19 protein-coding genes, 2 tRNA genes and 1 pseudogene are annotated in these 20,344 nt (G+C 68.8%); 13 read left to right on the top strand and 9 right to left on the bottom strand.

All coding sequences use genetic code 11. The features are described from left to right. Positions 1–6 precede the first annotated feature (6 nt). On the top strand, positions 7–753 hold the full coding sequence (locus tag JL475_RS03255) for a DUF3566 domain-containing protein (RefSeq protein ID WP_202274994.1): 747 nt from the start codon (positions 7–9) through the stop codon (positions 751–753). Positions 754–874: 121 nt separating this feature from the next. Continuing rightward, positions 875–948, top strand: a tRNA-Ile gene (locus JL475_RS03250). A gap of 375 nt (positions 949–1,323) precedes the next feature. Here JL475_RS03250 and JL475_RS03245 read toward each other — a convergent pair. Then, on the bottom strand, positions 1,324–1,695 hold the full coding sequence (locus JL475_RS03245) for a DUF6344 domain-containing protein (protein WP_202274993.1): 372 nt from the start codon (positions 1,693–1,695) through the stop codon (positions 1,324–1,326). A 337-nt stretch (positions 1,696–2,032) separates the two neighbouring features. Between JL475_RS03245 and JL475_RS39740 the strand changes: the two genes are divergently transcribed. Together JL475_RS39740 and JL475_RS03235 are read left to right on the top strand one after the other, a co-directional pair. Then, positions 2,033–2,161, top strand: coding sequence for a DLW-39 family protein (locus JL475_RS39740; protein ID WP_003999697.1), 129 nt, complete (start codon positions 2,033–2,035; stop codon positions 2,159–2,161). Between the two features lie 183 nt (positions 2,162–2,344). Beyond that, on the top strand, positions 2,345–3,784 hold the full coding sequence (locus JL475_RS03235) for a hypothetical protein (protein ID WP_307824962.1): 1,440 nt from the start codon (positions 2,345–2,347) through the stop codon (positions 3,782–3,784). Here the strand turns inward: JL475_RS03235 and JL475_RS03230 are convergent. Further along, entirely contained in the window at positions 3,771–5,408 is a 1,638-nt protein-coding gene (locus JL475_RS03230; protein WP_202274991.1) for a serine/threonine-protein kinase, read from the bottom strand. The two genes, JL475_RS03235 and JL475_RS03230, sit on opposite strands and share 14 nt — an antisense overlap. Positions 5,409–5,499: 91 nt before the next feature. Next, the gene (locus JL475_RS03225) at positions 5,500–6,048 is read right to left on the bottom strand and encodes a DNA-binding protein (RefSeq protein ID WP_202274990.1); all 549 of its coding nucleotides are present in this window, start codon (positions 6,046–6,048) and stop codon (positions 5,500–5,502) included. Positions 6,049–6,230: 182 nt separating this feature from the next. On the opposite strand from JL475_RS03225, the gene JL475_RS03220 reads away from it, so the two are divergent. Further along, positions 6,231–6,303, top strand: a tRNA-Ala gene (locus JL475_RS03220). A 258-nt stretch (positions 6,304–6,561) separates the two neighbouring features. On the opposite strand, the gene JL475_RS03215 is transcribed toward JL475_RS03220, so the two are convergent. After that, the gene (locus JL475_RS03215) at positions 6,562–7,263 is read right to left on the bottom strand and encodes a DUF5324 family protein (RefSeq protein ID WP_202274989.1); all 702 of its coding nucleotides are present in this window, start codon (positions 7,261–7,263) and stop codon (positions 6,562–6,564) included. A gap of 325 nt (positions 7,264–7,588) precedes the next feature. On the opposite strand from JL475_RS03215, the gene JL475_RS03210 reads away from it, so the two are divergent. Beyond that, positions 7,589–8,116, top strand: coding sequence for a peptidylprolyl isomerase (locus JL475_RS03210; protein WP_109376611.1), 528 nt, complete (start codon positions 7,589–7,591; stop codon positions 8,114–8,116). Positions 8,117–8,242: 126 nt separating this feature from the next. Further along, on the top strand, positions 8,243–9,130 hold the full coding sequence (locus JL475_RS03205) for a rhomboid family intramembrane serine protease (protein ID WP_202274987.1): 888 nt from the start codon (positions 8,243–8,245) through the stop codon (positions 9,128–9,130). A gap of 305 nt (positions 9,131–9,435) precedes the next feature. On the opposite strand, the gene crgA is transcribed toward JL475_RS03205, so the two are convergent. Next, positions 9,436–9,690 carry a cell division protein CrgA gene (gene crgA, locus JL475_RS03200; RefSeq protein ID WP_202274986.1) on the bottom strand — a complete coding sequence of 85 codons (255 nt, stop codon included), beginning with the start codon at positions 9,688–9,690 and terminating at the stop codon, positions 9,436–9,438. Positions 9,691–9,830: 140 nt separating this feature from the next. Here crgA and JL475_RS03195 point away from each other — a divergent pair, with 140 nt between their 5' ends. From JL475_RS03195 to JL475_RS03175, 6 genes and pseudogenes are all read left to right on the top strand, one after another. Beyond that, positions 9,831–10,610: a DUF881 domain-containing protein gene (locus JL475_RS03195; RefSeq protein WP_202274985.1), complete on the top strand. Its 780-nt coding sequence runs from the start codon at positions 9,831–9,833 to the stop codon at positions 10,608–10,610. 71 nt (positions 10,611–10,681) lie between these two features. After that, positions 10,682–10,878, top strand: a pseudogene (locus JL475_RS39735) (class E sortase); the annotation flags it as partial. 52 nt (positions 10,879–10,930) lie between these two features. Beyond that, positions 10,931–11,092: a hypothetical protein gene (locus tag JL475_RS03190; protein WP_202274983.1), complete on the top strand. Its 162-nt coding sequence runs from the start codon at positions 10,931–10,933 to the stop codon at positions 11,090–11,092. Beyond that, positions 11,089–11,727 carry an aminodeoxychorismate/anthranilate synthase component II gene (locus JL475_RS03185; protein ID WP_202274981.1) on the top strand — a complete coding sequence of 213 codons (639 nt, stop codon included), beginning with the start codon at positions 11,089–11,091 and terminating at the stop codon, positions 11,725–11,727. Before JL475_RS03190 ends, JL475_RS03185 begins: the two co-directional genes overlap by 4 nt. After that, positions 11,724–12,944: a class E sortase gene (locus tag JL475_RS03180; protein ID WP_202274979.1), complete on the top strand. Its 1,221-nt coding sequence runs from the start codon at positions 11,724–11,726 to the stop codon at positions 12,942–12,944. Before JL475_RS03185 ends, JL475_RS03180 begins: the two co-directional genes overlap by 4 nt. A gap of 13 nt (positions 12,945–12,957) precedes the next feature. Beyond that, positions 12,958–13,719, top strand: a complete 762-nt coding sequence (locus JL475_RS03175; RefSeq protein WP_202274977.1) for a class E sortase — start codon at positions 12,958–12,960, stop codon at positions 13,717–13,719. 90 nt (positions 13,720–13,809) lie between these two features. Here JL475_RS03175 and JL475_RS03170 read toward each other — a convergent pair whose 3' ends face one another. The 4 genes from JL475_RS03170 to JL475_RS03155 all read right to left on the bottom strand — a co-directional run bounded on the left by JL475_RS03170 (position 13,810) and on the right by JL475_RS03155 (position 20,325). Further along, positions 13,810–14,850, bottom strand: coding sequence for a restriction endonuclease (locus JL475_RS03170; RefSeq protein WP_202274975.1), 1,041 nt, complete (start codon positions 14,848–14,850; stop codon positions 13,810–13,812). Between the two features lie 380 nt (positions 14,851–15,230). Beyond that, entirely contained in the window at positions 15,231–17,249 is a 2,019-nt protein-coding gene (pknB, locus tag JL475_RS03165; RefSeq protein ID WP_202274973.1) for a Stk1 family PASTA domain-containing Ser/Thr kinase, read from the bottom strand. Positions 17,250–17,419: 170 nt separating this feature from the next. Beyond that, positions 17,420–18,892, bottom strand: a complete 1,473-nt coding sequence (locus JL475_RS03160; RefSeq protein ID WP_202274971.1) for a penicillin-binding protein 2 — start codon at positions 18,890–18,892, stop codon at positions 17,420–17,422. Further along, positions 18,889–20,325, bottom strand: a complete 1,437-nt coding sequence (locus tag JL475_RS03155; RefSeq protein WP_202274970.1) for an FtsW/RodA/SpoVE family cell cycle protein — start codon at positions 20,323–20,325, stop codon at positions 18,889–18,891. Before JL475_RS03155 ends, JL475_RS03160 begins: the two co-directional genes overlap by 4 nt. Positions 20,326–20,344: the final 19 nt, after the last annotated feature.

Genomic DNA, 20,344 nt, shown 5'->3' with positions numbered 1-20,344 from the left:
GTCAGCGTGAGCGGAGCCACGGGCACCGGGCCGACCGGTACCAGTACGGGCACGGACGGCGGTGGCCGTGGCTCTGCCACGCGGGCGACAGATCCGCACACGACCAACCTGAAAGCGATCAAGTCGCCCGGCAAGGACTCGCCTTCGTCCGACAGACATGGATCCCAGGGGGGAACTGTGACGGACACCCGAGGTCAACAGCAGAGCACGCCCGGGCAGGGCGCCGCTGATCGTACGACCTCACCGCTGCCGGGGGAACGGCAGCCGCAGCAGCAGGCGGGGCCGTACCACCCGCCGCAGGCCTACCAGGCGCAGGCAGGTACGGCAGAGGGCCCGGGCGGCGCGGTACGCCGCCCGCGCACCGGGGCGCGCACCACACCGCGCGTGCGCAAGGCGCGCCTGCGGGTGGCCAAGGCCGACCCCTGGTCGGTGATGAAGGTCAGCTTCCTGCTCTCCATCGCCCTGGGCATCTGCACGATCGTCGCGTCCGCGGTGCTGTGGATGGTCATGGACGCGATGGGCGTCTTCTCGACGGTCGGCGGCACGATCTCCGAGGCGACGGGTTCCAACGAGTCGAACGGCTTCGACCTCCAGTCGTTCCTGTCGCTGCCCAACGTGCTGCTCTTCACGTCGATCATCGCGGTCATCGACGTCGTCCTGGCAACGGCTCTGGCGACCCTCGGCGCGTTCATCTACAACCTCTCCGCGGGCTTCGTGGGCGGCGTCGAGCTCACGCTGGCCGAGGACGAGTGAGCGGCGCCCGGCGGCTTCCCGGCCTGCTCTGACGGTCCCCCGACAACCGATTTTGGGACTGCCCGGGTCGTGCGCTAATCTTCAGGAGTCAGCGCGCGGAACACACACCGCAGAGCGCGGCGGGGCTATAGCTCAGTTGGTTAGAGCGCATCCCTGATAAGGATGAGGCCACAGGTTCAAATCCTGTTAGCCCCACATCACCATGAGACCCTCGGCCGGTGCGGCCGGGGGTCTTTTGCGTTCGCCCTGGCGTGCCTCGTCTCGGCCCGCCGGCCCTCACCTCGTCCCTCCCGGTCTGCTCCGTGCGCTTGCGCGGGGTGTGAGTGCCGGTGTGGGGAGGGGCGGGGCTCCGATCCCTCCGGACCGTTCGCCGGTGGGGCGGGGTGTGGTGGCGGCCGGGCCCTGGCGCGTTCGGTGGGTGCGGGCATGGGGAAGGCCCGGTTGCTCGTTGCCGAGCGACCGGGCCTTTCGCGTGCCGTTGGGGCTGTACGCGAGTTCGCCGGGACTTCGGGGAGCCGGAAACGGCACGGGGGGTGTGGTGAGGCAGTGGGCCTCCACGGGCCCGGCAGCTCAGCGCTGGAGCGGGAGGTGGCCGGTGCGGGGCGCTGCGGGGGACGTGGTGTCGTCGGAGCAGGGGGCGGATGCCGGGTCAGGGGCCGACGGGCCCGCGAGCGGGCGGTGGCGGCACCTGGGGGATCCTCCGTGGGCCTCCGCGCGGATGCGCTGTTTCATCGTGGGGGGCAGGGCGCTCGTATGGGTCCAGGGCCGGACGGACGCGGCCGGCGCCGTCACGTCCGGGGCGCTCTTGCTGTTGCGGGTCGTCTCGGTCTGGGATACCGCCGCGGCGGAGGCGGTCGTGGTGATGAGTCCGAGCGCCGTGCACAGCGCGAGGAAGGCGGTGACGATGGCGGTCCACAGCTTCATGACCTTGTTCCGGGCCATGGCCCCTCACTTTCGGGTCGGGCGATTTGCGTACTTTCCTCATGATGTGTATGTGGGCCGCGAAGTGGTGGACCAACGTCCGTGGCGCGTCGATGTTCAGATGAACACCACCCGGATGGTCGCAAGAGGGGAGAAAAGTGAAAGAGTGCGGAGGGAGATGGTCAAATTCACCGACCGTGCGGATGTGGTCACCCTCTGGCCCGGTCGATGTGTTCCGCTCCTACTGCACAGTAAAGATGGGGAGTTGCGCGGCCGACACAGGTCACTGATCGGTATCGGCCGGTGTGTATAGTCGGGCGCCAGAGGTCCCCTACGTCAAGAAAGACGAGGTCGCGCGGTGAAGAAGCTTCTCCTGGTCGCACTGGCCGCCATCGGCGGGCTCCTCGTGTACCGCCAGATCCAGGCGGATCGCGCCGAGCAGGATCTGTGGACGGAGGCGACTGACTCCGTGCCCACGGGTTCGTGAGTACCGACACACGACGCTGAACAGACCCCCGGCCGCGCTCGCGGTCGGGGTTTTGTGTGTCGTGAGGCCTTGCCGACGGGCCTTGTCCACGGGGCAGGATGGGGCACGGTGCGACGTCCGGGCGACGACGAGGGGTGGCGCGTGAGGGGACGGCGGTGTATGGCGTGGGGGCGGCACGCCCGGGTGGGACGTGGTCGGACCCCGGCTGCCCTGCGCGCGGGCGTGGTGGCGCTCGCGTCGGTGATGCTGCTGGGGGCGCCGGGCGCCTCTGTTGCCTCCGGCGCCCCTGCTGTTTCCGGCGCCTCTGCTGTTTCCCCGACGACCGGGGCCGCCGAGGCGGTTTCCCGGGCCTCCGGGAATGTCGGGACTCCCAAGGCCCTCCGCGCTGCTTCCGGGGCTCCTGGAGCTCCTGAGGGGTATGCCTTCACCGAGGGTGCGCAACGGATCGACGGGGCAGGGAGCACCGCCGACGCCGTACGGCTGGAAGCCGGTCGGACCTACCGGAGCACTCTGCCGGCGAGCGGCAGGATCCACTACCGCCTGGAACTCGACGCCGACTCGAACGTCTACGTCTCCGCCACCGCCGTCCCCCCGGGCGATGGCAGCGCCGCCGTCATCGACGGCGTCAAGGTGTCCGTGCAGGACGCGGACGGCCGCTCCTGTGACGTGGACACCGCGACCTTCGGCGCCGCCGCCAGCCCGCACCCGGTCGCCGCGTCGGCCGTGCGCGAGATCTCCCCCAGGAAATCCCTCTGCCAGGAAGCCGGCACGTACTACGTGACCGTCGAACGCGCCGATCCGGACGGAAAGGGTGCCTCCCCCGACACCTGGAAGCTGGAACTCACCACCGCGTCGGAACCGCGGCTGGAACGGACCGGTGTGACGACCGCGCCCGAGGAGTGGAACTCCGCCTCGCCCCAGCCCGTCACCGGGGAGGCCGAACAGCGCGCGGGCGGCGTCGGTTTCGCCGAGGCCACCCCGCTCGGTGAGGGGGTCTGGCGGGACGACATCCGGCCCGGCCGGACGCTCTTCTACAAGGTTCCCCTCGACTGGGGACGGCAGTTCCACGCCACCGCCGAGCTGGGCAGTTCGAGCTCGGGCGGCACCGGGTTCGTCCCCGCCGCCCTGGACCTGGACCTCTACAACCCCGTACGCGGGCATGTCGCGGACGTGGGCATCGGTTACGACGGCAGACAGAAGTCGGGCAGCCTCCCCCCGCTCCCCCGCGTCGCGTACGCCAATCGCCATGCCACCGGCGCTCAGGTCGACGCGATGCGCTTCGCAGGCTCCTACTACCTCGTCGCGCACCTCACGGCGGAGGTGGCGGACGACTTCGGTGACGGACCCGTCCCGCTGACGCTGCGGGTGCGGGTCAGCGGGACGGCACAGGACGGGCCGGAGTACGCGGGGGAGTCCGCCCCGGCGGACATCTTCGCGGTCACCGCGCAGGACCGCGAGGAGGCGACCCGGGGCCGTTCCACGGGCGGCGGCACCGCGATGACGGCCCTCGCGGTGGGCGGTATCGGAACCGGCAGCGCACTGCTGGTGGCACTCGCCGTGTGGACGGCGGCCGCTCGACGAAGAACCGTCTCCCAGGACGATCCGGGCATCAGATCCGCATGAGGGCCCAGAATCCCACGGCATAGCAGGTCAGCGCCAGGAGCAGGAGAGGGACGACCACCCGTGCGGGAGGGCCGGGGCGGCGCCGTCGTCGTCGCCGACCGGTCGCCCCGTGCCGTGAAACCGCCCTGCCCGAAGACGGAGCCTGCGGGACACGGGCGGTGTACTCGGCAGTGGAGGCATCGGCGCGATGCGACGCGGGACCGGGACAAGCCGACGGTGGGAACGACGGCGGGAACAGGGGGGAGCGCAGCGGGTGAGTGCGGTCGGCGTGGGTCACCTGCCGCACGTCGTGCGGAGGCTGGGACGGTGTTGAGCCCTGGGACTGTTCCCGGACGTGCACTTGTTCCGGTACCCGTCCCTGCCCCTGATCCGGTGGGGTGTGCGCGTGGGGCGGTCGAGCGGGCGCGGGAGAGGACGTGACCGTGGCCTGGGGCGGTGGCAGATGAAAGCTGCCGGTGTCCGACATGGAGGGCTGTCGCGGAGGGGCAGCCGGGGCCGGGCCGGTGCCGGCGACACCGGTCGCGGTGGGCCGGCTCGCGGGAACCTGGCGGTCGACCCCGCCGCCGTGGGAGGAGGTGCCGCCGTGGCCCGGTTCGGAACGGGAGGGGGAGTCGCCACGCCCGGAGGCCCCGAGCAGGGCGCCTGCCGCTCCGACCCCGGGCGGGCGGTCCGTCTCCCCGCTCTCCGGGTGCTGTCCCACCCCTCCCGGAGGGTTCGGGGCCGAGCGCACGCCCGAAGCCGCCTTCAGTGGGCCTTCGGGGCCGAAACCCGGGGGGAGCGGGCCTAGTTGGTCGAAGATCTCGATCAACTCGTCGTCGGGGCCGGGCGCCGGGAGGAGTTCCCTGGCCGCGGCCAGGGCCTTGCGCGCCCCCGTGGACGTACGGAACCGTGCCTGCGGGTCCGGCTGCAGCAGGGTGGCCACGACCTGCCACAGCGGGTCGGGGATGCCCTGGGGAGCCCCGGGCGTCCCGTGCTCGGCGAAGTGCTGGATGAGCGCCTTGGCGTCCGGTTTGGCGCCCTCCAGCAGATACAGCGCGACCAGGCCCACCGCGAACAGGTCCGCGGGGAAGTCCGGTTCGGAGCCCATCAGCTGCTCCGGCGCGAGATAGCCGGGCGTGCCCACCACCAGGTCGGTCTCGGTCAGGCGCGGTTCACCGAGCCGCATGGCGATACCGAAGTCGGACACCCGCAGCCGTGGTCTGCCCGTACCGGTGGCTTCCAGGAGCAGGTTGGCGGGCTTGATGTCGCGGTGCACGACGCCTTCCGTGTGCACCGCGGTGAGCCCCGCCAGCAGCTGGTCGAGCAGGACACCGACGAACGCCGGCGGCAGGGGACCGTAATCGCCGATGAGGTGAACCAGTGAACCGCCGGCGACCAGGTCCATGGTGAACAGGACCTGGTCGTCGTCGGCGGCCCAGCTGCTGGGGGCGAGCACATGGGGGTGATCGATCCGCAGAGCCTGCTCGCGCACGAAACGGAGCAAGGAGTGGGCGTCGCTCTGCAACAGGACCTTGGCCGCCACATAGCGGCGACGGCGGTGGTCCCAGGCACGCCAGACGGCACCGACACCCCCGCGTCCGATCGGGTCGACCAGTTCGTACCGGCCGGCAAAGACCTCACCCATGGCTGTGCGTCGCTCCTCCCCCAGCGGGGTCTCCCCTTGCCTTACCCCTTTGCTTACCCCTTCTGCCCCTGTCTCGACTGCGGCCGGGGGATCAGTTCTGGTGGGACTGGTAGTGCGCGACCGCGTCGGAGGTGCGGCCGGCGCCGTAGACCCGGAGGAACTCTGCCAGCTCGGGATGGGTCGGGGCGAGGGCGTCGGCGGCGTCGATGATGTCGCCGGCAGCGGCCACCGAACGCAGCAGTGACTGGATCTCCCGCACCACACGCTTGACCGTGGGTGCGCCCGAACCGCTCGTCGTCTGCGTGGTGTTGCTGAGCACCGAGCCCCCCTGGGACTTCTTGATCTCCTCCATGCGCTCGGTCGCCTCGGCCGCGCTGACACTGCCGTCCGCGACCTGGACCGCCAGGTCCTGCAGCAGCTGCACCCGCTGGACCACCGCGGGGTTGCCGATCTTCGCCCGCTGACCGCTCATCAGCTGCGACAGCATCGGCGCGGACAGTCCCAGTACCCCAGCGAGACGAGCCTGGTTGAGGCCCAGGTCGTCTATGAGCTTACGGAAGAGCGTCCCCAGCGGCTCCCCGTACCAGTTCCGCTGCAGTTCCCGCGCTCTTGCGGTGGCTTCCTGCTGTGCGGCGTCCATGGCGTCTCCCCATCGCTTCCCCAAGAACCGTGGTTCGCTGTAGCGAACCACGCCGAGCATCTTACGGAGAGTGGTTGGTCACGGGGACCCCCAATCTTTTTGCGGAACCCCCCGGGGGACCCGGTACTCTTGTTTCGAGCGCCCACCCGGATGTGCTTGTTCCTGGTGGACGCTTCACACACGGGGCCTTAGCTCAGTTGGTAGAGCGCTGTCTTTGCATGGCAGATGTCAGGGGTTCGACTCCCCTAGGCTCCACAAGGAAACCCCTCCCACCTGCGGAAAGCAGGTGGGAGGGGTTCTTGCTCAGTAGCTCCGGGAGCCCGGCGTCACGGCTCCGGGGAGTGTTCGGGGCCCGGCTTCAGGACCGGAGCCCCGGCTCACCGGGCTGTTTCACGTGAAACAGCCCGGCGCGGCAGAAGACGCTGAAGTCTCCCGCCCCACCAGGCTGTTGGTACCGCAGACGAGGGATGTCGTGGACCGCCGGCACCGAGATCTTCCGATGCCGCCCGAGCATCAGGGCTGCTCGTCGCGCTTGGCGGCCTCCTCCTCGGCCTCCTTCGCCCGGACCTCGGGATCAAGGCTGGAGCCGCGGCTGCCGTCCACGGACGACAGCGTGCCCGGCTCCCCGACATCGGTCGCGGCCGGCGGTTCCACCAGCCAGTCCGGGTTGGCCTGCTTGTCCCACCACTTCCAGGCGGCGAACGCGCCGCCGACGACGGCGCCCAGGACCACGAGCACCTTCGCGGCCCGGCCGGCCTTCGCGCGCCGCCGCTGCTTGCGGACGAGCTTCTCGATCTGTTTGGCCGAGACCTGACCGCGCAGTGCGGCCAGTACCGCCGCACTGCGGGCCGCGGCCTCGTCCCGCGCCGGACCAGCGGCGGCCCTGGCCTGCTCGATCCTCGGCCGGGAGTAGTCCGCCGCCTGCTGGGCGGCCTTGCGGGCCCGGACGGCAGCCTCATGAGCAGCCAGATCGACCTTCGGCGGCACATGGCTCCGGGCCTGCTCCAGATACGGCTGCACATGGGCGCCGTACTGGACGCGGGCCTGCCCCGCAGCCTGGGTCACCTTGGGCGCCAGCCGTACGCGCGCCTCCTGTGCGTAGTGCGCGGCCTTCACCTTGGCCGTGTCGGCGTAGGGCGCCACCACTTCCGCGGCATGCAGCACGCTGTCCTTCGCCGAATCAGTCGCGGCGCGCACGCTATCGATGCGGGTCACGGTTCCTCCTCCTCGGTGGCGTACGTTTTTCGACTGTCCACCCATTTACGGATCATGCCTGCCACCTCGCCGCCGGGCATGCGCGGAGGGGCATACGGGTGCCGATGGCAGTGATCGACTGCAATAGCGGATGAATGCGGGAGAACGGGAGCTTGTCGTCGACAATGCCACGGACCGTTCCCGAGTGCCCCCGACACGGAAGGACTCACCCGGTTTTCTGCAAGTGGTTCGACCCCGTTGCCCGTCCGTGAACGGGCGTCGGGCGACTGGGCGCCCCGTCCGTGCGAGGATCGGGGGGTTACGGAAAGACAACGGAAGGCACATCGTGGCTGATCAGCTCTACGCCACCCTGAAGACCAACAACGGTGACATCGAGGTCCGGCTCTTCCCGAACCAGGCGCCGATCACCGTCAAGAACTTCGTCGAGCTCGCCAAGGGCGAGCGGGAGTGGACTCACCCGGAGACGGGCGCCAAGTCCACGGACAAGCTCTACGACGGCACGGTCTTCCACCGGGTGATCAGCGGCTTCATGATCCAGGGCGGTGACCCGCTGGGCAACGGCACCGGCGGTCCCGGCTACCAGTTCGAGGACGAGTTCCACCCGGACCTGCGCTTCGACAAGCCCTACCTGCTGGCCATGGCCAACGCGGGTCCGGGCACCAACGGTTCGCAGTTCTTCATCACCGTCTCCCCGACGGCGTGGCTGAACCGCAAGCACACCATCTTCGGCGAGGTCACCGACGCCGCGAGCCAGAAGGTGATCGACACCATCGCGGCTACGCAGACCAACCCCCGGACCGACCGTCCGGTCAACGACGTCGTCATCGAGTCGGTCGAGATCCGCGAGGGCTGAGAACACCGCAAGGGCCGAGTACGGCCTTGCTCCCAGGAGCGCGAAAGCCGCCAGAGGGAACCAATCGCCCCGCTCATCCGTAAGGATGGGCGGGGCGGGGCTTTTCCACACGACCGAGGGGACCCCATGGACGACCAGGCTGCAGGCAGCCCGCAGGACGCCCGCAGTCTCCCGGTCTGCTATCGCCACCCGGACCGCGAGACCGGCATTCGCTGCACCCGCTGCGAGCGCCCGATCTGCCCCGAGTGCATGGTCAGCGCCTCGGTCGGTTTCCAGTGCCCCGAATGCGTCCGTGGGAGAGGCCCGGGCGCAGGGCACGCGCCCACCGCCTCGATGCCCCGCACGATCGCCGGCGGCACCGTCGCCGGGGACCCCCGGCTGATCACCAAGATCCTGCTCGGGATCAACATCGCGGTGTTCATCGCGGTGCATGCCTGGCCGTCGCTGTCGGACCGCCTCGTGCTGATCGGGACCTGGCCGCCGCTCGGCCCCGTCGAGGGCGTCGCCGAGGGTGAGTGGTACCGCCTGGTCACCTCGATGTTCACGCACGAGGCGATCTGGCACCTGGGCTTCAACATGCTCGGTCTGTGGTGGCTCGGCGGCCCGCTCGAGCAGGCTCTGGGCCGGGCCCGTTATCTCGCGCTGTACCTGATCTCGGGCCTGGCGGGCAGTGCGCTGACCTATCTGCTGGCCCCGGGGACCACGGCCTCACTCGGTGCCTCCGGTGCCATTTTCGGGCTGTTCGGTGCGATGGCCGTCCTGATGCGCCGACTCGACTACGACATACGGCCGATCATCGCCCTGCTGGTGATCAACCTGGTCTTCACCTTCAGCCCGGGCTTCGACATCGCCTGGCAGGCCCATGTCGGAGGGCTCGTCGCCGGTGTGGTGATCGGGTACGCCATGGTCCACGCCTCGCGCGAGCGGCGGGCTCTGATCCAGTATGGAACCTGTGCACTGGTTCTTGCCGTGGTCGTGTTGATGACCCTGCTGAGGACGGCCCAGCTCGCCTGAGCACCGGTTGTCCACAGTCTGTGCCGGATCTTGTGCACAGTGTGCAGGAACATCTGTGCCTACTGTCACTGACTCGTGTTTTCGCAGGTCAGCGACGCGTGAACGCACTTTTGGTGGTTGGTGCTTCTGTCATACCGGCGTCAATCTCCGGCAGGTTATCCACAGATCGTCGTTTCTTTTCCCCATGCTGTGGACGCGCCTGTGGATAACTCGGTGGACAGTCCTGCCCGGAGCCGGTGGACAACTCTGCCCTGAACCGCCGGGCGGTCCAGGGCAGGGCTGAGGCAGGGCCGTACTGCTCGGCGCTACTTCCACTGCGTCGAGACGCCGAAGCCGGCGGCGATGAATCCGAAGCCCACCACGATGTTCCAGTTGCCCAGCGCGTCGACGGGCAGCTTGCCGTCGGTGACGTAGAACACGACGATCCAGGCCAGGCCGATCAGGAACAGGGCCAGCATCACCGGGGCGACCCAGGAGCTGCTGGTCAGCTTGAGATCGGTCGTCTGCCTCGCCGGCGGGGGCGTGTAGTCGGCCTTCTTGCGGATACGTGACTTCGGCACGAGGGTCTCTCCTGTCGATGCGCTGCGTGGCCGCGCAGGGAACTGGGTCGTGCTCGGGGCGGTTGCAAGGGGACTCCGAGCGCTCCCCCGGGCGTCAGTTAGCGTAGTGCTTCCGTGGCGCCGAAGGAGATAAGGGTACGTTGAGCAATTCTGCCGACTCCCCAGGGACGGAATCCAGTCCTGTCCGCCGACGCGGCTTCCGGCCCGTCCGGATGCTCACCGCGGGTGTGTTCGCCCTCGCGGGTCTCCTCTTCTTCACCAGCTTCAACACGGCGAAGGGCACCAACATCCGCACGGACGACTCCCTGCTGAAGCTGTCCGACCTCATTCATGAGCGCAGCCACAAGAACGGCGTGCTGGAGGAGACCAACGGGGCGCTCCGGGGAGACATCGAGTCCCTCGCCGAGCGTGACGACGGCAGGACCGAGGCGGAGGACGACCAGCTCGCCGAGCTGGAGCACCGCGCGGGCACGCGGGAACTCAAGGGCGAGGCCATCACGGTCACGCTCGACGACGCCCCACCGAACGCCACCGCCAAGCTTCCCGGATACCCCGAGCCGCAGCCCGACTACCTGGTCATCCATCAGCAGGACCTCCAGGCCGTGGTGAACGCGATGTGGCAGGGCGGCGCCGAGGGCATCAAGGTCATGGACCAGCGGCTGATCTCCACCAGTGCGGTGCGCTGTGTGGGCAACACCCTGATCCTCCAGGGCCGCGTCTACTCACCGCCGTACAAGATCACGGCGGTCGGCGATCCGGAGAAGCTGAAGAACGCGCTCGCGGCCTCCCCGTCGATCCAGAACTACATGGTGTACGTCAACGTCTACGGGCTCGGCTGGAAGGTCGAGGACGAGGGGTCGGTGACCCTGCCCGGCTACTCGGGCACAGTGGACCTGCACCACGCGAAGCCCGTGCAGTAGAGCCCACGGGGTCGGGCCCCGGACCGGACGGGCTCCCGGAGCGGGCTCCGGGAGCCGCCGGTGAGCCCCGTCCGTGCAAAACCGTGCCGCGGACATCGAGGTGATCGACCCTGCGCCACGTACTTCCGGATGCACGTGTTCCGGCCGCCGTCCGACGCTGACGACGCGCGAACCGGGACGGGGGCGCGGCCATCGGCTGACCGTCCGGGCGCATCCGGACCTCACGCAGCCTGTGGAGGCCGGGAAACCTGAGGCATTACGCCGTTAGTCTGGTGACGAACGGCGTGGGTCCGGTGCCGTGGTGCGACGGAAGGGACGGCATGTACAGCTGGATCTGGCGGCATCTGCCGGGGAACGGGTGGGCGAAGGCGCTCATCTCACTCGTGCTGGTCATCGCTGTGGTCTATGTCCTCTTCCAGTACGTCTTCCCCTGGGCCGAGCCGCTGCTGCCCTTCAACGATGTGACGGTGGACAACCAGTGAGCGCGCGCATTCTCGTCGTCGACAACTACGACAGCTTCGTCTTCAACCTGGTCCAGTACCTGTACCAGCTGGGTGCCGAGTGCGAGGTCCTGCGCAACGACGAGGTGTCGACGGCGCACGCGCAGGAGAACTTCGACGGCGTGCTGCTGTCCCCGGGGCCGGGTACTCCCGAACAGGCCGGTGTCTGTGTGGACATGGTGCGGCACTGCGCGTCGGCCGGAGTGCCCGTCTTCGGCGTCTGCCTCGGTATGCAGGCCATGCAGGTGGCCTACGGCGGTGTGGTGGACCGTGCGCCCGAGTTGCTGCACGGGAAGACCTCGCCGGTCGAGCACGAGGGCAAGGGCGTTTTCGCGGGTCTGCCCTCACCGTTCACAGCGACGCGCTACCACTCCCTGGCGGCCGAGCCGGCCACCGTACCGGCGGAGCTGGAGGTGACGGCCCGGACGCCGGACGGCATCGTGATGGGTCTGCGCCACCGTCAACTGCTCGTCGAGGGAGTGCAGTTCCATCCCGAGTCGGTGCTCACCGAGCACGGGCACCGGATGCTCGCCAACTGGCTGGCGGAGTGCGGGGACGACGGGGCGGTGGCGAGGTCGGCGGGGCTGGCCCCGGTGGTGGGCAGGTCGTCGGCGTGACCGCGCTGCGCCCCGAGCGCGAGTCCGGTGCCGGATACGGGCAGTCCTTCACGGACGGTTCCTCGTACGGTGCCGGCGGCGAGCAGGGGACCCCGTACGGGCAGCAGCCGTACGGGGCGCCCGGCACGTTCGGGGACGGCGGCTGGTACGACACCACTCAGCAGGGCGCCTACTCCTACGGCGGCGCGGGCGCGGTCGGGGGCGGTGCTGCCGGGGCCGACGACGGCACCGCGTACCTGCCGCCCGTCGACGAGGAGACGGTGGCGCTGCGGATCCCCGATCCACCGGAGCGCGCGGAGTACGACGCGGGTGCGGAGCACGACGCGGTCACGGGGTCCACGACGCACGGCTCGGGCGGGGAGTCCTCGGCGGCTTCCGCGGCTCCCGGGGGCCGGGCGGCGCGCAGGAAGGCCGCCAAGAAGCGTCAGGCGCGCCGTGGCGGCGCGAATCGGCCCGCCGAGGCCCTGGACGCACCCCACGGCCATGACGCGCCACAGGCGCCGCTCTCGCGGGTGGAGGCGCGGCGGCGGGCCCGGGAGCGGAAACCGAGTGCCGCCGTCGTCGCGAGCCGGGGGATCGGCGAGGTGTTCATCACCTGCGGCGTGTTGATGCTGCTGTTCGTCACCTACCAGCTGTGGTGGACGAATGTGCGCGCGCAGGCACAGGCCGGCCAGGAGGCGAGCGACCTCCAGAGCGACTGGGCCAGCGGCAAGCGCAGCCCGGGGGCGTTCGAACCGGGTAAGGGTTTCGCGCTGCTGCACATTCCGCGGCTGGACGTGGTCGTGCCGATCGCCGAGGGGATCGACAGCAAGAAGGTGCTCGACCGGGGCATGGTGGGCCACTACGCGGAGGGCGCCCTGAAGACGGCGATGCCCGACGCGAAGGAGGGCAACTTCGGGGTCGCGGGCCACCGCAACACGCACGGGGAGCCGTTCCGGTACATCAACCGGCTGGAGCCGGGCGACCCGATCGTGGTGGAGACGCAGGACACATACTTCGTCTACAAGATGGCGTCGATCCTGCCGGTGACCTCGCCGAGCAACATCAGCGTGCTCGAACCGGTCCCGAAGGAATCGGGCTTCAAGGAACCCGGCCGCTACATCACGCTGACCACCTGTACGCCGGAGTTCACCAGCAAGTACCGCATGATCGTCTGGGGCAAGATGGACGAGGAACGGCCGCGCAGCAAGGGCAAGCCGGATGCGCTCGTCAGTTAAGGGCAGAGGAAACGTGGCAGTGACCGCCGACGACACCGAAGAGCACACCGCCATGTCCGCGTCGCCGTCGCCTCCGGCGCGCCGCCGCATGGGACCGGTCGCGATCGTGGTGGGCGCGCTCGGGGAACTTCTCATCACCGTGGGCCTGCTGCTCGGCCTGTTCGTCGTCTACTCGCTGTGGTGGACGAACGTGCTCGCCGACCGCGCGGCGGGCCAGCAGGCGGACAAGGTGCGTGACAACTGGGCCCAGGGGCCCGGTGCCGGCACCGGCGCCGACCCCGCCTCCTACGACAGCAAGGACGGGATCGGCTTCCTGCACGTGCCCGCGATGGGCAACGACATCCTGATCGAGAAGGGCACCACGATGGAGGTGCTCAACGACGGTGTCGCCGGCTACTACACCGACCCGGTGAAGGCGACCCTGCCGACGTCCGGCAAGAAGGGCAACTTCTCGCTGGCCGCGCACCGGGACGGTCACGGGGCCAAGTTCCACGACATCCACAAGATCAAGGAAGGCGACCCGATCGTCTTCGAGACGAAGGACACGTGGTACGTCTACAAGACCTACGCGATCCTTCCCGAGACCTCGAAGTACAACATCGAGGTCCTCTCCAAGATCCCCGAGGAGTCCGGCCGCAAGAAGGCCGGCCACTACATCACCCTGACGACCTGCACCCCGGTGTACACCAGCACGTACCGCTACATCGTCTGGGGCGAACTGGTCCGGACGGAGAAGGTCGACAAGGACCGGACCCCGCCGAAGGAACTGCGCTGACTGAGGTTCTGCAGGACCTCAGTCCCCTAACATGACGGAGGCCCGAAGCCGCAACTTGCCTTTGCGGCTTCGGGCCTCCGTGATTCGTCGTTACCGCAGGGCCTTGAGACGCACTCCGGCGGTCCAGACTTCCACTTCTTCCCGATTGACCGTGACGACTCCGGTCAGATCGGCGATCGCCTGGGACTCGTGGCTGAAGTTGCAGGTGGCGACGAAGAGCGCGAGATCCACACGGTCGATGGCACACGTCGCGCCCGCGAACTTCTGCATGTCGGCACTGGGCACGGTCCAACGGCCGGACCGGTTCTTGCACCGGACGGCCACGGTCCGCCCGTCCGCGGTGCGGCCGGTGATGTCGATGCCCCTGTCGCTGCGGGCCTGCCGTACGACGACATCGGTGCAGCCGTCGCGCCGCAGCAGGTCGGCGACATGCTGTTCGAACGCCTGCCAGGTCATCGCCTTGAGTGTCGACCTGACATTCTCCGCGGGGGCCTCCCCTTCCAGGGTGGCGAGGCGCTTGTGGTGCCAGCACAGCCTGCGTTCGACGTTCTCGATGTCCTCGCGGAGTTCGAGGAGCTCGCGGCGGTGCTCACCGGACGTGGCGATCAAGGTGTTGAACATCGGCACGACCGTCCTGCCGAGGATGTGGGTGATGCGCTGGTCGATGCGGTCATCGAGGCTGACGGGTTCTGTCGGGACCGGGTTGTCCACAGGCTGTGTATGGGCCAGGTGCTCCATGTCCAGGAGATACGCACGCACCTGACGGGCGACATGGCTGTCGCGGAGAAGCATCGCGACATTGAGCACGGCTCGCCGGGAGTAGAGAGTGAGGCTCGACCGAGGCTGTGGATAACTTCCAGGAAAGAGTGACAGGACGTCACGCTTAAATCGTGCGAGCTCAGGGCCTTGGAGCGTCGTCATTCCGTTGCATGAGAGTTCCCCGCGATGCCGTGCCTTGAGCTGCCGGATCACCTCAGTGGTGACACCGAAGTACGCCGCCACCATCGCCGTTGTCACGTGCATGCCGTCCGGCAGTAGCGAGAGGGCTTTGACCCTGTCGAGCACGCCCGTGCGGTCCAGCACGCTGCTGCGCAGCGACGGCGATTCCAGCAGTACGGATTCCTTGATCATCGCCTGCCCCTTCGGGTCTCGTGGTCGGGGCGGAACTCAGTGCGCCACCCCACCCGATCAACGAGCTGTGACACGCGAAGGCACGAGCGGGGTGAGGACGTGCGTTCAAGGGCCGGGACTCCGCTGTGGGTGGGTGAGAGGGGGCTCCGGTGGGCTTGTGGGCAACTGGCCGACGGGGGTGACGCGTTGTCACTTCCGGATTGCCGCAGTTCAGCGCGTTGAGGGCACCGCAGAGGGAGGCTCGGGAGCCTCACTGGATCCCACTGACCTTCTTGAAGGGGGTCAGTTCTGTACATACCCATACGTGGTAAGCCGGAGCCCCGGCGCCCTCCGGAGAGGGCGCCGGGGCTCCGGCGTGTTCGGGGCCGGTCCGGGAGGGGTCAGTCGTCCCTGTTGCCGCCGGTGAGCCCGCCGAAGATGCCGCCGGGGCCGCCGTTGTTGCCGCCGTTGTTGCCGCCCCGATCCACGGTGATCAGGGTGACCGCCGTTCCCTTGTCGACCGGATTGCCCTGGCTGGGGTCGGCGCCGAGAACGAAGGAGTTGGGGTCCGGCGAGCCCTTGATCTCACCGACCGCCAGCCCGGCGTCCTGGAGCATCTTCTGGGCGTCCTTGAGGGACTGGCCGTTGACGTTCGGGACGGCGACCTTCTCGGCCTCCTTGGCCTTGCCGACGACGATCTGCACCTGGGAGTTCTTGTCGACCTGCTGGCCCTTCTGCGGCGTGGTCTGGATGACCTTGCCAACCTGGTTCGGGTCGTCGACCTCCTGCTCGGTGCAGCTGCTCGGCACCAGCTCGTTGGCGGTCACCTGCGCCCTGGCCTGGTCGCACGTCTGGCCGAGGACGTCCGGGACGGTCGACCTGGCGACCGCCTTGGCGACGGTGAGGGTGATGGTGGTGCCCTTCTCCACCTCTTCGCCGAGAGGCGGGTCCTGCGCGAGGACGGTGCCCGGGTTCTCCGGGGCCTCCTTCTCCTTCGTCTCCACGACGAACTCGTACTTGTCGCCCTCGAGCTCCGTCTTGGCGTCGTCGATGGTGTCGCCGAGGACACTCGGCACCACCACCTTGGGCGCCCCGGTGGACACCACCAGGTTGACGGTGTCCCCCTTCTTGACGTCCGTGTTCTTCTCGGGGTCCTGCGAGCAGATCTTGCCCTTGGTCTGGTTCTCGCAGGGTTTCGAGGTGAACTCGAGGACAAGCTCGGAGTTGGTGGCCAGCTTCTCCGCTTCGGTCTCCGTCTTGCCGATGAAGTTCGGGACCGGGACGTCATCGTTGCCCACGCCGCCGTTGCCGCTGAAGATCGAGCGGCCGAGCAGGATCGCGCCGATCAGGACCAGGACGCCCGCCGCGACCAGCAGTATCGTCGAGGTGTTGTTGTTCTTCTTCTGCTGCTGGCGGCGCCTGCCGGGACGCTCGTCGTAGCCGTAGCCGCCGTCGTCCGGGTTCATGGGCGGCAGCATCGAGGTGGCGGCGCCGGCGTCCGTGCGCAGAGCCGTCGTCGCCTGGCTGTCGGGGTAGCCGCCGTAGCCGACCGCGCCCATCGCCGCGGTGGCCGCGACCGGCTGGCCGTCGAGGTAGGCCTCGATGTCGGCGCGCATCTCGTCGGCCGACTGGTAGCGGTAGTCGGGGTCCTTGACGAGCGCCTTCAGCGTGATCGCGTCTATCTCGGGCGTGACCTCGGGGTCGAAGACGCTCGGTGCCTGTGGTTCCTCGCGGACGTGCTGGTAGGCGACCGCGACGGGGGAGTCGCCGACGAACGGGGGACGGACGGTCAGCAGTTCGTACAGCAGGCAGCCGGTGGAGTAGAGGTCGGAGCGGGCGTCGACCTGTTCGCCTTTGGCCTGCTCGGGCGAGAGGTACTGCGCGGTGCCGATGACCGCGGAGGTCTGGGTCATCGTCATGCCGGAGTCGCCCATCGCGCGGGCGATGCCGAAGTCCATGACCTTGACCTGGCCGTTGCGCGTCAGCATGACGTTCGCCGGCTTGATGTCGCGGTGGACGATGCCGGCCCGGTGCGAGTACTCCAGTGCCTGGAGGATGCCGATGGTCATCTCCAGCGTCCGCTCCGGCAGCAGCTTGCGTCCGCTGTGCAGGAGTTCCCGGAGCGTGGAGCCGTCGACGTACTCCATGACGATGTACGGGATGGAGACCCCGTCGATGTAGTCCTCGCCCGTGTCGTAGACCGCGACGATCGCGGGATGGTTGAGCGAGGCGGCCGACTGGGCCTCCCGGCGGAACCGGGCCTGGAAGGACGGGTCGCGCGCGAGGTCGGCGCGTAGCGTCTTCACAGCAACGGTGCGGCCGAGGCGGGTGTCATGCGCGAGGTAGACCTCCGCCATGCCACCGCGGCCGAGCACGTGGCCCAGTTCGTACCGGCCGCCGAGGCGACGCGGCTCTTCCATAGCTAACTACCAGCCCTCTCCGTCGGTCCCGGTCGGCACGTTCGTGCGGCCGGTGGCTGCCGTCCGGGCCCTACCGTACCCGGCTCGCTTTGTGTGACCTGGCCAAGTACGTCAGCCGATACAGGACCGGTACCGCAACGTGCACCGATGTGAAGCAGACGTGACCGGGGTCACTGCTTGCCCTTGACGACCGCCTCCATCACGCTCTTCGCGATCGGGGCCGCGAGGCCGCCGCCGGAGATGTCGCCGCGCACGGCGTCGTCGTCCTCGATGATCACGGCCACGGCCACCGGCGAGCTGCCGTCCTCGCCCTTGGCGTAGGAGATGAACCACGCGTAGGGGTTCTCGCTGTTGTCCACTCCGTGCTGGGCGGTACCCGTCTTGCCGCCGACGGTGACGCCCTCGATCTTCGCGTTGCTGCCGGTGCCCTCGGAGACGACGGTCTCCATCATCGACTGGAGTATCTGCGCGTTCTCCGCCGACATCGGCTCGCTCAGCTTCTCCGGGTCCGTCTTCTCGATGGTGTCGAGGCTCGGGGCCTGGAGTTCGTCGACCATGTACGGCTTCATCAGGGTGCCGTTGTTGGCGATGGCGGCGGTGACCATGGCCATCTGCAGCGGGGTGGCGGCGGTGTTGAACTGGCCGATGGAGGAGAGCGCGGTCTGCGACGGCTCCATGTCGTCGGAGAAGACCGAGGCGCTGGAGCGGACCGGGACGAACTGCTCCTCGGTGAAGCCGAACTTCTTGGCGTACTCGAGCATCGTGTCGTTGCCGAGGTCCGCGCCGATCTTGCCGAAGACGGTGTTGCAGGAGACCCGGAGCGCCTCGCGCAGGGTGGCGTCCTCGCAGGGGAGGTCGCCGTCGTTCTTCAGCTCGGTCGTGGTGCCCGTCATGACCCAGGGCAGCGGCGTGTCGGTCTTCTCGTCCGCGCTCTTGTACAGCCCCTCCTCCAGGGCGGCGGCGGCGGTGAGGACCTTGAAGGTGGAGCCGGGCGGGTAGACCTCGCGCAGCGCCCGGTTCAGCATCGGGTCGGCGGGGTTGTTCTTCTTCTGCAGCTTCTGCCACGCCTCGGCGTCGGAGTTGCCGTCGCCGGCGATCACGGACGGGTCGTACGACGGGAAGGAGGCCAGCGCCAGGATCTTGCCGGTGGACGGTTCGAGGGCGACGACCGAACCTTTGCCGCCCTGCTTCTTCAGGCCCTGGTAAGCGGCCTTCTGCGCGTCGGCGTTGAGGGTGGTGACGACGTTGCCGCCCTCCTTGTTCTTGCCCGTCAGCATGTCGAGCGTGTTGCGGAAGAACAGGCGGTCGTCGTTTCCGGTGAGGATGCCGTCCTCGATGGACTCCAGCTGGTTGGCGCCGAAGGCCTGCGAGACGAAACCGGTGACCGGCGCCCACATGGCGCCGTCCTTGTAGGTGCGCTTGTACTTGAAGTCGCCCTTGGTGGTGGCGTGTCCGGTGATCGGCTCGCCGCCGACGATGATGTCGCCGCGCGGGGACGCGTACCGCTCGATGGCGACCCGGCGGTTGTGCTCGTCGGTCCTCAGCTCGTCCGCCTTGACGTACTGCAGCCAGTTGTCGCGGATGAGGAGGGTGAGGACGAGGAGGCCGCAGAAGATCGCGATTCGGCGCAGGGGCTTGTTCACGGGCGGACCACCTGGGTCATCTCGACGTCGGGGTTGGTGGCGGGTGCGGGGGCCGGGCGCCTGGCGGTGTCGCTGATCCTGAGCAGGATGCCGATCAGTGCCCAGTTGGCGATGACGGACGAACCGCCGTACGCCAGGAAGGGCATCGTCATACCGGTCAGCGGGATCAGGCCCATGACGCCGCCGGCGACGACGAAGACCTGGAGTGCGAAGGCGCCGGACAGGCCGATGGCGAGCAGCTTGCCGAACGGGTCGCGGGCGGCGAGGGCGGTGCGCACGCCGCGTTCCACGATCAGCGCGTAGAGCAGCAGCAGCGCCATGATGCCGGCCAGGCCCAGTTCCTCGCCGAAGGTGGCGAGGATGAAGTCGGAGTTGGCGGCGAAGCGGATGAGGTCGGAGTGGCCCTGGCCCCAGCCGGTGCCGAGGGTGCCGCCGGAGCCGAAGGCCCACAGGGCCTGCATGGCCTGTTCGGAGTGGCCCCCCTGGCCCGCCCGGCTGAGGGTGTACTCCTTCATCGGGTCGAGCCAGGCCTGGACACGCTGCTGGACGTGCGGTTCGAAGCTGGCCACGCCGACGGCGCCGGCGCCGGACATCAGCAGGCCGAAGACGATCCAGCTGGTCCGCTCGGTGGCGACGTACAGCATGATCACGAACATGCCGAAGAACAGCAGCGAGGTGCCGAGGTCGGTCTCGAAGACCAGGATGAGGATCGAGATCGCCCAGACGACGAGGATCGGGCCGAGGTCGCGTCCGCGGGGCAGGTAGAGGCCCATGAAGCGGCGGCTGGCCAGGGCGAGCGCGTCGCGCTTCACCATCAAGTAGCCGGCGAAGAAGATCGCCAGGACGATCTTGGCGAACTCACCGGGCTGGATGGTGAAGCTGCCGATCTTGATCCAGATCTTCGCGCCGTAGATGTTCTGGCCGAGGCCGGGCACCAGCGGCAGCAGGAGCAGGACCAGCGCGCCGAGCATGGAGATGTAGGTGTAGCGCTGCAGGACGCGGTGGTCCTTGAGGAAGATCAGCACCGCGACGAACAGCGCGATGCCCATGGCGGTGTAGATCAGCTGTCTGGGGGCGGCGGTGCCCGCCTGGTGGATCCGCTGCAGCAGTTCCGACTGGTCCAGCCGCCAGATGGCGACGAGCCCGAGTCCGTTGAGCAGGGTGGCCAGCGGCAGCAGCAGCGGGTCCGCGTACGGCGCGAACTTCCGTACGACGAGGTGGCCGATGCCCGCCAGCAGGCCGAGGCCGAGGCCGTAGCCCAGCAGGCCCGTCGGGACCTCGTCGTTGAGGGCCAGTCCGACGTTGGCGTAGGCGAAGACCGGGATGACGACGGCGAACGCCAGCAGCGCGAGCTCGGTGTTGCGCCGGCTCGGCGCCCCGATCGCGCCGATCGTGGACGTGTGCTGCGCCGATGGGTTGGTAGTACTGCTCATCGTGTGACAGGGCCTCTCA

The sequence above is a fragment of the Streptomyces sp. M2CJ-2 genome (assembly GCF_016757295.1).
Classification (GTDB): domain Bacteria; phylum Actinomycetota; class Actinomycetes; order Streptomycetales; family Streptomycetaceae; genus Streptomyces.
This window is presented reverse-complemented; position numbering and strand designations above follow the sequence as displayed.

Coding starts and splice junctions, on each gene's coding strand:
- JL475_RS03245 (WP_202274993.1), bottom strand. CDS start 1,695: ATGGCCCGGAACAAGGTCATGAAGCTGTGGACCGCCATCGTCACCGCC.
- JL475_RS03230 (WP_202274991.1), bottom strand. CDS start 5,408: ATGGGTGAGGTCTTTGCCGGCCGGTACGAACTGGTCGACCCGATCGGA.
- JL475_RS03225 (WP_202274990.1), bottom strand. CDS start 6,048: ATGGACGCCGCACAGCAGGAAGCCACCGCAAGAGCGCGGGAACTGCAG.
- JL475_RS03205 (WP_202274987.1), top strand. CDS start 8,243: ATGGACGACCAGGCTGCAGGCAGCCCGCAGGACGCCCGCAGTCTCCCG.
- JL475_RS03190 (WP_202274983.1), top strand. CDS start 10,931: ATGTACAGCTGGATCTGGCGGCATCTGCCGGGGAACGGGTGGGCGAAG.
- JL475_RS03170 (WP_202274975.1), bottom strand. CDS start 14,850: ATGATCAAGGAATCCGTACTGCTGGAATCGCCGTCGCTGCGCAGCAGC.
- pknB (WP_202274973.1), bottom strand. CDS start 17,249: ATGGAAGAGCCGCGTCGCCTCGGCGGCCGGTACGAACTGGGCCACGTG.
- JL475_RS03155 (WP_202274970.1), bottom strand. CDS start 20,325: ATGAGCAGTACTACCAACCCATCGGCGCAGCACACGTCCACGATCGGC.